10 protein-coding genes are annotated in these 11,482 nt (G+C 45.8%); 5 read left to right on the top strand and 5 right to left on the bottom strand.

The window, feature by feature from the left end; translation table 11 throughout:
- Nucleotide 1: 1 nt before the first annotated feature.
- Nucleotides 2-676: a thiamine phosphate synthase gene (gene thiE, locus M1E06_RS01490; RefSeq protein WP_020453371.1), complete on the top strand. Its 675-nt coding sequence runs from the start codon at nt 2-4 to the stop codon at nt 674-676.
- Between the two features lie 31 nt (nt 677-707).
- On the opposite strand, the gene M1E06_RS01495 is transcribed toward thiE, so the two are convergent.
- Complete coding sequence (locus M1E06_RS01495; RefSeq protein WP_020453370.1) at nt 708-1,871, bottom strand: ROK family transcriptional regulator; 1,164 nt, start codon at nt 1,869-1,871, stop codon at nt 708-710.
- Nucleotides 1,872-2,067: 196 nt separating this feature from the next.
- Here M1E06_RS01495 and xylA point away from each other — a divergent pair, with 196 nt between their 5' ends.
- Both xylA and xylB read left to right on the top strand, forming a co-directional pair.
- Entirely contained in the window at nt 2,068-3,414 is a 1,347-nt protein-coding gene (xylA, locus tag M1E06_RS01500) for a xylose isomerase (RefSeq protein ID WP_041817477.1), read from the top strand.
- Nucleotides 3,414-4,913 carry a xylulokinase gene (xylB, locus tag M1E06_RS01505; protein ID WP_020453368.1) on the top strand — a complete coding sequence of 500 codons (1,500 nt, stop codon included), beginning with the start codon at nt 3,414-3,416 and terminating at the stop codon, nt 4,911-4,913. The genes xylA and xylB overlap by 1 nt, the downstream gene beginning before the upstream one ends.
- Nucleotides 4,914-4,965: 52 nt before the next feature.
- On the opposite strand, the gene M1E06_RS01510 is transcribed toward xylB, so the two are convergent.
- The 4 genes from M1E06_RS01510 to M1E06_RS01525 form a co-directional block, all read right to left on the bottom strand.
- Nucleotides 4,966-6,504, bottom strand: a complete 1,539-nt coding sequence (locus tag M1E06_RS01510; RefSeq protein WP_020453367.1) for a solute symporter family protein — start codon at nt 6,502-6,504, stop codon at nt 4,966-4,968.
- On the bottom strand, nt 6,501-6,815 hold the full coding sequence (locus M1E06_RS01515; RefSeq protein ID WP_020453366.1) for a DUF485 domain-containing protein: 315 nt from the start codon (nt 6,813-6,815) through the stop codon (nt 6,501-6,503). Before M1E06_RS01515 ends, M1E06_RS01510 begins: the two co-directional genes overlap by 4 nt.
- Before the next feature lie 175 nt (nt 6,816-6,990).
- Complete coding sequence (locus M1E06_RS01520) at nt 6,991-7,554, bottom strand: flavodoxin family protein (protein ID WP_020453365.1); 564 nt, start codon at nt 7,552-7,554, stop codon at nt 6,991-6,993.
- 536 nt (nt 7,555-8,090) lie between these two features.
- Nucleotides 8,091-8,240 carry an anti-repressor SinI family protein gene (locus M1E06_RS01525; RefSeq protein ID WP_041817368.1) on the bottom strand — a complete coding sequence of 50 codons (150 nt, stop codon included), beginning with the start codon at nt 8,238-8,240 and terminating at the stop codon, nt 8,091-8,093.
- 799 nt (nt 8,241-9,039) lie between these two features.
- Here M1E06_RS01525 and galE point away from each other — a divergent pair.
- Nucleotides 9,040-10,029: a UDP-glucose 4-epimerase GalE gene (galE, locus tag M1E06_RS01530; RefSeq protein ID WP_020453364.1), complete on the top strand. Its 990-nt coding sequence runs from the start codon at nt 9,040-9,042 to the stop codon at nt 10,027-10,029.
- Between the two features lie 472 nt (nt 10,030-10,501).
- Complete coding sequence (gene qoxA, locus M1E06_RS01535; protein ID WP_020453363.1) at nt 10,502-11,470, top strand: cytochrome aa3 quinol oxidase subunit II; 969 nt, start codon at nt 10,502-10,504, stop codon at nt 11,468-11,470.
- The last annotated feature ends 12 nt before the right edge of the window (nt 11,471-11,482 follow it).

Below are 11,482 nucleotides of genomic sequence, written 5' to 3' on the forward strand. Positions count from 1 at the left end.
GATGACGCGAGTCTCAAAAGAAATGATGAAAGATCTGTTGTCAGTCTATTTTATTATGGGTTCAAACAATACTGCAGGCGATCCTTTAACTGTCATTGAACAAGCCTTTAAAGGCGGTGCGACACTTTTTCAATTCCGCGAAAAAGGCGAGGGCGCGTTAAAAGCAGGAGATCAAAAGGCGTTTGCTCGACAGGTGCAGGCTCTTTGCAAACAGTTCAATGTTCCGTTTATCATCAACGATGATGTAGAACTCGCGCTTGCGCTTGACGCCGATGGTGTGCATATCGGACAGGATGATGATAAGGCCGCCGACGTCAGAGCGAGAATCGGGGACAAAATCCTCGGCGTCTCCGCGCATAACCTTGAAGAAGTCGTAAAGGCGGAAAAGGATGGAGCGGATTATATCGGTGCAGGACCCGTTTACCCGACTGAAACAAAGCGGGATACAAAAGCCGTGCAGGGCGTCTCGCTCATTCAAGAGCTCCGCAGGCAGGGGATTGGCATACCTGTGGTCGGAATCGGCGGGATCACGGCCGAAAACTGCGTCCCCGTCATCGAGGCCGGCGCTGACGGCATCAGTGTCATCAGCGCCATCAGCAAGGCTGCCGATCCAAAGGCGGCCGCCGAGGCGTTCAGCAAGAAAGTGCAAGCTGCTAAACAAAGCGCGCATTCCTAAATGGAATATGCGCTTTTTTTTGATATAAAAATTAAAATCTCTCATTCATAAACCGTTCCAGAAAATGCCCGATCACAAGGGAGGACATGCCAAGCGATGAGGCAGTGCGGCCAAGCGAGGAGATTTTCAAATGATAATTAGACAAGGCTTCTGCTGCACTTCTTGAGGCAATCGTTTTTTTAATCGCATCGACGATGATCGGATAGGATTCCACAATGGTATTCCGCAAAATAATCGTATCAGGATTCAACGTCTTCAAGATGTTGAGTAGTCCGATGCCGAGATGAAAACCGAATCTTTCAAACGTCTCCATCATACCCGGATCACTGCGGTCTGCAAGTTCTTTAACGGTTTCGTAAAGCGGGACTTCGGAATTCGCTCCATAGTGAGAGAAGACGGCTTTTTCCGAAGCGTAAAGCTCCCAGCAGCCTCTATTCCCGCACCGGCATAATGGGCCGTCAAAGTGAATGGACATGTGCCCGGCTTCTCCGGAAAAACCTTGCACACCTCTAAACAGTTTTCCATTCATTAAAATCCCTAAACCAATCCCGGTATTAATGCTGACAAACACGGCATGCTCCAGCTGTCCGGCTTCTCCGTATTTCTTCTCGCCAACGGCACCGGCATTTGCTTCGTTTTCAATTAAAATGGGAACGCCGAACCTTTCTTCCAGTTTTTCTTTTAACGGAATCAAATGGATTGGCTTATTTGGCGTAAACACCACCTGCCGTTCGTTGTCCACCAAGCCGGGTACGCACACCCCGATTCCGGTCAATCCGTATGGGGAAGGCGGTATTTTGTCAACGGCTAGCCCTGTCAATTCGATTAATGCCTCTTCTGTCGCCTGAATGTCTTCTTCATCCAGCGTCCGTTCGAATTGTTCAATCAAATGCCCTTCAAGATCGGTTAACACAACAATCAGATAATTGGTTCCGATATCTACACCGACCGCATAGCCGGCTTTTCGATTGAATTTCAGCATAACGGGCCTCCTGCCGCCGCTTGACTCGCCGGGGCCGGTTTCATAAATGATGTCCTTTTGAAGCAGGGAAGATACTTGGGAGGAAACGGTCGCTTTATTTAATCCCGTTATTTCCGAAAGTTTTGCTCTTGAAATGGGTGCGTTCTCAATAATCTGCTCAAGAATCAGAGCTTTGTTCATTTTTTTTACAAGGGCTTGATCCGCTGTATTCAATGTCAATCACTCCATTGTTTTGAAGCTGTGAATTTATTATAGTATAACAAATTTAGAAAACTCAATTTTTTCCTTCATTTCCATTGAAAGCGATTGATTCATCTTGTAAAATAAATACAAGGAAGTTAGTTTAATGGTTAAACAAACTTGTTATTTAACGTTTGCTTTGCAAGGAAAAGTGAAGGGGGAGATCGGAATGTTTTTTAAAAATGTTGGAATGATTGAGTATGAAGGAGCCGATTCGGAAAATCCTTACGCATTTAAATATTACAACCCTGATGAATACGTCGGCGGCAAAACGATGAAGGAACATCTTCGCTTCGCTGTTGCGTATTGGCATACCTTTGATGCGGACGGGAAAGACCCTTTCGGCGACGGGACGATGTTCCGGGCGTGGAACCGGATGACACATCCTTTGGATAAAGCAAAAGCCCGGGCGGAAGCGGCTTTTGAATTTTTTGAAAAGCTCGGCGTGCCCTATTTCTGCTTTCATGACGTTGATATCGTTGATGAAGGAGCAACGTTGCGTGAGACCTTTGCGTATTTGGATCAAATGTCGTCTTTTCTTAAAGAAATGATGGAGACTAGCCGTGTTCAGCTGCTTTGGAATACAGCCAATATGTTTACCCATCCGAGGTATGTCCACGGAGCCGCAACTTCCTGCAATGCAGATGTCTATGCCTATGCGGCCGCAAAAGTGAAAAAAGGGCTGGACATCGCCAAGGAGCTTGGAGCGGAAAATTATGTGTTCTGGGGCGGAAGAGAAGGTTATGAAACATTGCTGAATACAGATATGAAGCTTGAACTCGAAAACTTGGCTTCATTTTACAGAATGGCGGTTGAGTATGCGCGCGAAATCGGTTTTGACGGCCAATTTTTGATCGAGCCGAAGCCGAAAGAGCCGACGAAGCACCAATACGATTTTGATGCGGCCACAACGATCGCCTTTTTAGAAACTTACGGTTTAAAAGACCATTTTAAACTCAATCTTGAGGCGAACCATGCGACCTTGGCCGGGCATACATTTGAGCATGAACTAAGGGTGGCTGCCTTGCACGATGTGCTGGGTTCCATTGACGCCAATCAGGGCGATTTGCTCCTGGGCTGGGATACCGATGAGTTCCCGACCGATCTGTATTCTGCGGTACTGGCGATGTATGAAATTTTGAAAGCAGGCGGGTTTAAAACCGGCGGCATTAACTTCGATGCTAAAGTAAGGCGTCCGTCTTTTGCGGATGAAGACTTATTTCACGCTCATATCGCAGGAATGGATACGTATGCAGTCGGCTTGAAAGTCGCCTCCCGTCTGCTTGAAGACAAAGCGCTCGACCAGGTCATTGAAGAACGTTATGAAAGCTATACGAAAGGCATCGGGCTTGAGATCAAAGAAGGCCGCACCGATCTGAAAAAGCTCGCCGCATACGCTCTTGAACACGACCAAATTGAAAATCAGTCAGGCCGCCAGGAACGACTGAAAGCGACCGTTAACCGTTACTTATTGAACGCTTTGCGCGAAGCGCCGGCAGAAAAGGAGACACGCTAGTGGAATACGTGATCGGGGTCGACCTCGGCACCAGCGCGGTTAAAATCATCCTTGTCAATCAGCGGGGAGAGCTGTGCGGCGAGGTCTCCAAACCATTTTCCATCATTCAGCCCCATTCCGGTTATTCTGAACAGGATCCCGCAGAATGGGCGGTGAAAACGAAGGAAGCCATTAAGGAATTAGTTATGCATTTCCCGGGAAAAGCATCTCAGATTAAAGGGATCAGCTTTTCCGGACAGATGCATGGATTGGTACTTTTAAACGGCAAAGGAGAGGTTTTGCGAAACGCGATCCTGTGGAACGATACACGGACAACCGAACAATGCCGTCTGATTAACGACAAAATCGGAAAGGAGCGCCTGCTCGAGATCGCGAAAAACCCGGCGCTCGAAGGCTTTACCCTTCCGAAGCTTTTATGGGTGAAAGAACATGAAAAAAAGCTGTTTGAAAAGGCGGCCGTTTTTTTGCTGCCGAAAGACTACGTCAGGTACACGATGACGGGGCGTCTTCACAGCGAATATTCAGATGCGGCCGGAACGCTTCTGCTCGATGTGAAACATCAGACATGGAGCGTGGAAATCTGCAGCAAGCTCGGTATCCCGGAGTCCTTATGTCCGGATCTGATTGAGCCGGGCGCCTGTGTCGGCGGCGTCAGTCCGGAATTCGCGGCCGAAACCGGTCTGGCTCCTGAAGTCAAGGTGTTTGCCGGCGGCGCTGATAATGCATGCGGGGCGGTCGGCGCCGGTATTTTAAGAGAAGGAACCGCCCTTTGCAGCATAGGCACCTCAGGGGTTGTTCTCACATATGAATCAAACCGAGATCAAGAGTTTGATGGCAATATTCATTTTCTGAACCACGCCGCCCCCAATGCGTTTTATTCAATGGGAGTGACGCTTTCTGCGGGACGCAGCTTCAGCTGGTTTAAAGATGTATTTGCCGGCCAATCGTCATTTGACGAATTAATCAGCGATATTGACCATTCCTGTCCCGGTGCCCGGGGGCTGCTGTTTACCCCTTACTTGTCAGGGGAGAGAACCCCTCATGCCGACGCAGATATTCGCGCCAGCTTCATCGGTATGGACAGCGCACATACACGGGCGGACTTCGTCAGAGCCGTCATTGAAGGCATCACATTCTCCCTTCACGAGAGCATTGAACAATTCCGTGCCGCGGGAAAGGACATCAGCCGCGTGATTTCAATCGGCGGAGGCGCCAAAAGCGATCAATGGCTGCAAATCCAGGCGGATATCTTCAACGCCGACATCATTAGACTGACAAGCGAACAGGGGCCGGCATACGGAGCAGCCATGATCGCGGCCGTCGGGAGCGGCTGGTTTCCGTCGCTTGAAGCTTGTGCAGACCGATTCGTTCTCATCAAAGAAACCTTTTCGCCCCGCCGTGAATACAGCGGACAATACAAAGCTCTGTTTCAAATTTACAGAGATGTCTACCGGCACACGAAAGCGCTGAATGAGCGGCTGGCGAGCTTTCGGGAATAAATAAAAACTTATGGGCCGGCCGGCTCATAAGTTTTTTTCGGCTGCACACGGTTTAAGATTGATCCATGTGAATGCCTGTATGCGCTTTGACCTGAATTTCTGCAAATGCTTCTTGATCAGGGGTTTTTGAAGACAGAATCGTCCCGAGATAAGCGCCTAAAAAGCCGAGCGGAATGGAGATGATTCCCGGGTTGGAAAGCGGGATCAGCGGTTCTCCGACAAAGATGGCGTTTCCGGCCGGGTCCCAGACGCTCGGGCTGATGGAGACGAGAATCAGCGCGCTTAAAAGACCGGTCAGACTGCCGGCCAAAGCGCCGGCCGCATTGAATCTCTTCCAGAAGACGGTGAAGATAATGAGCGGCAAATTAGCGCTTGCCGCCACGGCAAATGCAAGCGAGACAAGAAACGCGACATTCAGGGATTGGGCGAAGACAGCAAGCAGAATCGAAAGGACGGATACGCCGATGGAAGCCCACCTTGCAGCTATCATTTGCTCTTTTTCTGTAGCCGCGCCTTTCCTGATAATCTGGCTGTATATATCATGTGCAAAGGCGGATGCCGCCGACAGAACAAGTCCTGTGACCACCGCCAAAATCGTTGCGAACGCGATGGCTGAGACGAAGGCGAACAGAAAATCTCCGCCGAGCGCCTGAGCAAGCAGCGGTGCAGCCATGTTCCCCGCTTTATCGGCAGCTAAAATGTTTTCAAAACCGACAAACGCGGCAGCACCAAAACCGAGAAAGACCGTCATAATATAAAATATACCGATAATCCATGTAGCCGAGATTACCGATTTCCTTGCCGTTTTGGCATCTTTTACTGTATAAAACCGGATGAGAATGTGAGGCAGGCCGGCTGTTCCGAGGACGAGTGCCAAATTGAGTGAAAGTGTTTCAAGAGGAATTTTATACTTATTGCCGGGGTTCAAAAAATCCGCTCCAAGCGGAGTAGCTGTTTTCATTTGTTCAAACATGTTCGTCAGGCTGAAGCCGAATTTTGAAAAAACGATGATTGAAATAATGAGCGTCCCCGCCATCAAGAGAACGGCCTTGATGATCTGGACCCAGCTGGTTGCGATCATTCCACCGAATACGACGTAGATGGTCATCAAAACCCCGACAATGCACACTGCCAGCGTATAATCGATGCCGAGCAGAAGCTTGATCAGCGCACCGGCGCCGACTAACTGTGCAATCATATAAAAGGTGGAGATCGTGATCGTGTTTAATGCGGCGACACCGCGAATTTTCTTTTGTTTAAAACGGGAGGCAATCATGTCCGCCATTGTAAATTTGCCGAGGTTTCGGAGCGGCTCTGCCACAATGTAAAGCACGACTAAATAAGCGACGAGGAAGCCGATGCTGTAGAAAAAGCCGTCAAACCCGTTCAAAGCGATCATCCCGGCAATGCCGAGGAAAGAAGCCGCTGACATGTAATCTCCCGCGATAGCCAGTCCGTTTTGAATGCCGGTAAGCCCTCCTCCCGCCGTGTAAAACTCATTGGCCGTTTTTGTCTGTTTGGCCGCGAAATACGTAATGACAAGCGTGAGAGCAACAATGGCAAGAAACAGAATAAAGGCTGTGGCACTCATGAATCAACGCCTCCAATCTTCTTTTTGAAATCGTTTGCAATTTGATCGAATTGACCGGCTTTTTTTGTATACACAATGCACAGCGTCCATGTCATAACAAACTGAGCTATGGCAAAAACCCATGCCCATGTGATGGCTCCGACTGCCGGCTGATTCAAAAATGTGAAGTATGATGTCATAACCGGCAGCAGGAAATAAAAGAGCAGAAAGAAAATCGTCATCGGTACAATAAAAGCCCGTTTCCGTGATAACAACCGCTGGAACTCCGGAGATGCCGCAGCTTTGCTGTAATCTATTTTGCCTTCTCTCATTTGTTCTTTGCCCCTCCCTGTGTTTGTCTGAAAAGATACAACAAAGGTATGTAACAAGCTCCGGATTTATTCTTCAATTTTCACACAGCGTTTTATTTATATAAGATGAAAGACCTGATCATCTCAAATAAATGTTTTTTCCATAAAAGAAACCTTTTGTTCACCTTCTCATTTGTCATGCCTTCCGCCCCGTTTCTGCCTCTGTCAGCTTCCTTCTCAGTTCATTTACAGACGCAATCGCTTCCCGGTCTGTCATCACGCCGCCGGGCTTGTTCCCTTTGCCGAGCAAATAGCCGTCGAATGTCATGTTCATAAAATCAAATATGTAGTGAAACTGTTGGATGAGCGGCAGCCCTTTCAAGCGGGGATCGTCGTCTCCGACAGCTGCGACGTAGACCGTTTTTTTCGCCATTTGCTGTTTAAATGCAGATCTTCCGTGCTCTATCAATGTCTGTGACCAGCGGTCAATAAAATTTTTCATCAGACCCGACATGCCGTACCAGTAGATCGGAGTGGCAAAAACCAGGATATCCTTCTCCAGCACCCGGCTGATCAGGTCTCTGTAGTCATCATCAGGGTAAAAAGGGGCTGTATTGCTGTGCCTGTAGTCCGATACGGGCTGAATGTGATAGTTTCGCAGAAATATCTTATCGGCATCAAGTCCGTCTACTAATCGATTCATCAGTTCTTCCGTATTTCCATTTTCGCGGGAGCTTCCGCAGATTGCTGCTATCCCCATATTCTTCATCCTCCTTTGGAATCGGTCATGAATTCAGTTTAAGATAACAACAATCATCAGTAAAATTGATATTTTAGATATTTATCATCGGAAAAATCGATTATATAGGCGAACTTAACAGAAAAGAGAGGATGGAAAGGAAGCCTGAGGATATTATCAGAAGGATCAAGACGAAAAGCTCCGCCCCCCTTTGGGAGAAAGGCAATCGAAACCGATGCAGAAGAAAGTGTATGGGACTGCTGGCGTCAGCGTTGGTCAGCATGCCTCTAAAACGCCTTATTCAATCCGGTCTGGTACCCCTTAAGAGAGTGAAGCTGGAAAAATGAAACGACCTATGTACAGGGCAAAGGTAAGGCTGCTCCTTAAAACGCGCGTTTCTATGGAGCAGACAGAATCTATACACAGGCAGCAGGCCTGCTGCTCAAATACGTCATTATCAATTAAAACACTCGTTAAAACAGCCGGTTGGATCATCTTGATAGATCAAGATTCAACAGAACCGCCTGTTTTTTTGGATAACTGATGCTTCTAAACGCTTATTGCTTTATCGGTTTTTCAGCATCGCTTTGGATTGGCTGACTGTGAAGAAATTCTTTCACATCTTCAATTTGCAGCCCAAGTTTTTTCGCCTCCTTCATCAAAATCACCCAATCTTTGTCCAACTTGTGTTTCGTTTGAGTATTCATAGCTTCCTCCAATATGATAAGACGTTGTTCACCTCAAGAAAAAAACGGTTTTTCCTTGAGATGCAATAAAAGTTATAAAACAACAGCCATGTGAAAACAATGACAAATTTCATAAAAAATTCACAAAGTCATCTTTGATAAACCTACCTATTCCCTAAATAACTGACTAAAAAAACCAAAAAATCTTAGATTCTTACTTATAATAATAAACAATCAATTACTGACTGGATAGTATTCAAATAAAAATGATCATTTTTCCCTATTAAAAATTTCTCAATTGCAGCCGAATATCCTTTGAATATTCTAAAAATAAGAAAGAGATTTTTGGCAGATTATTACGCAAAAGTATTGGAAAAACAATGGTTTCAAGGAATGATTTAGAATAAAGACATGGTGGGTAGGGAGGGTCCTTTCGGCTTAGTTGCTGTATGGGTTAAAGAAGGGTAATACGAAAATACTATTATCGACCAGTATTAAGTGGGAAAAATGAACATTGGTTTCAAATGCAGTGAAAAAAGTATAGTTTTTGCTTTAAAATCACTTTAATTCACCAGGATAATACCATTGATATGGATAAAAACCCGAACTATTCCTTGTAAGGCATTTAATGGAACAGAAACCTTTCCATTTGTTTTACCCCTAGTTTTTATTTGAAGAAATGATGAAAATACGAGCCGGAAAATGCTGAAGGTGGTAAAATGAAAAAGCGAATATATCATCTTAGGATTGAAAAAGAGATTCACAGGCGTTTTATAGATTTAAAATAGAAGAATAACGCCGCTGAAAGGAGAGAAATGAATTGGCAATATTAGTATGCGGAGGGGCGGGCTATATTGGAAGCCATGCTGTAGCGGAACTGTTAAGCCGCAATGAAGAAGTCGTGATTATTGATAACCTGCAAACTGGACATGAAGAGGCGGCTTTAAAGGGAGCTTCTTTCTATAATGGAGATCTGCGCGATGAAGCATTCCTGAGAAAAGTGTTTCAGGAAAACGAGATTGAGGCTGTCATGCATTTCGCGGCCGATTCTTTAGTTGGAGAAAGCGTAACAGATCCTCTCAAATATTATGACAACAATGTATACGGAGCCGTTTGCCTGTTAAAGGTCATGAAAGAGTTCGATGTAAAGCAAATTGTCTTCTCATCAACGGCTGCAACATACGGAGAACCGGATCGTGTGCCGATTATGGAAACAGATCCGACGGATCCGACAAACCCTTACGGGGAAACGAAGCTTGCCATTGAAAAAATGCTGAAGTGGTCTGAAAAAGCATACGGAATCCGTCATGTCGTCCTTCGCTACTTTAATGTTGCCGGGGCGCATGTAGACGGATTGGTCGGCGAGGATCACCAGCCTGAAACGCACCTGATCCCGATCATTCTTCAAGTCGCGCTTGGCAAACGCGACAAGATTATGATTTTCGGCGACGACTATCCGACTGCAGATGGTACGTGCATCAGAGACTACATTCATGTAATGGATCTGGTCGACGCGCATATCCTCGCTGTCGAAAGGCTTCGAAAGGGCGGAGAAAGCACCGTATACAATCTCGGAAACGGCACGGGCTTCTCGGTCAAAGAAGTCGTTGAAACAGCCCGGAAAGTGACAGGCTGCCCGATACCGGCGGAGGTTGCAGAGCGGCGTGCAGGAGACCCGGCACAGCTGATCGCCTCTTCGGAAAAAGCAGTGAAAGAACTGGGATGGCAGCCGAAATACGCCGAGCTGGAAACGATCATTGACAGCGCGTGGAAGTGGTTTAAAGCACATCCGAACGGCTATCAAAGCTAGAATGCGATGACGCTTATTAAATAGGATGAAAAAGAGCTTTCAGTTACAGAAGGAAGCTCTTTTTTGATGTTTTGAAGTTTAAAGCTGGTTGTCAACAGGGAAAAGGAATGGGGGAAGATAATGATTCACTATGAAAAAATTTAACAATGTTAAATTAATGATTGACCAAAGTTTTTTATTGTGGTAAACCTAAATTTGACAGATTTTTTGTTCCGGAGGGATTTGTCAGCTCTTGCTATGTGTGTAAAAAGAACTAAAAAATTACCAGTCTATTTCCTTCGTTATTCATAATATCATGAACAAATTTTGACGATTTTGTGACATTCGGGTGAAAAAAAGGTGAACAATCGAAAAAAATAAGGCTAATTGGTGAAGATTTTGATAGCATAGCAAGGTAGAAGAAAAAAGTTTTTCAGAATCCTTTTATCTTAGATATTCTGACCAAATTTTAGACATCATTTAAGGAAGGATGGTGATCCTCTTGTTCAGAGCATTTAAACCACTGATTATGCTGACTCTGCTTTCCTCCGTTTTTTTATTGGGCGGCTGCAGTCAAATCGCGGTATTGGATCCTAAAGGACCGGTTGCTTCGCAGCAAAGAGATCTTATTCTATTATCGATTGGATTTATGCTGTTTATCGTAGCGGTCGTATTTGTCCTTTTTACTGTGATGATTGTGAAATACCGTGAGCGTAAAGACAGAAAGTCTCCTTACAGCCCGGAAGTAGAAGGCAATACATTTTTAGAAATCGTCTGGACAGTGGTACCGATTTTAATTGTTATTGCGCTGTCAGTGCCGACAGTTCAAACAATTTATTCTCTAGAAGAGGCTCCAAAAGCATCAAAGGACAAGGAACCTTTGGTCGTATATGCGACATCTGTCGATTGGAAATGGGTATTCAGCTACCCGGAACAGGATATCGAAACGGTCAACTATTTGAATATCCCGACAGACAGACCGATATTGTTTAAAATCTCATCTGCCGATTCTATGGCATCACTGTGGATTCCGCAGCTTGGCGGGCAAAAATATGCCATGTCCGGAATGGAAATGGAGCAATATTTGCAGGCAGACCATGAGGGTACTTATAAAGGCCGAAATGCAAACTTCACAGGTGAAGGTTTTGCAGAACAACAGTTTGATGTCAAAGCGGTATCTGAAAGCAAGTTTAACGACTGGGTGAAGAAAACGCAGAAAGAAGCTCCTAAGCTGACGAAAAGCCAGTACGATGAACTGATGCTTCCTCAGCATGCGGACGAAATGACGTTCTCATCGACACACCTGAAGTACGTTAACCACGGAAATGATGCGGAATACGCCATTAAAGCGCGCGAAAGATTGGGCTATAAACCATTGTCTCCGCACTCAAAATCAGATCCGTTTGAAAACGTGAAGACAAACAAAGATCAAAAACAATCTGAAGACCAAGATTCTCACTAGGAAAGGAGGAAG

It is taken from the genome of Bacillus sp. AK124 (genome assembly GCF_053903085.1).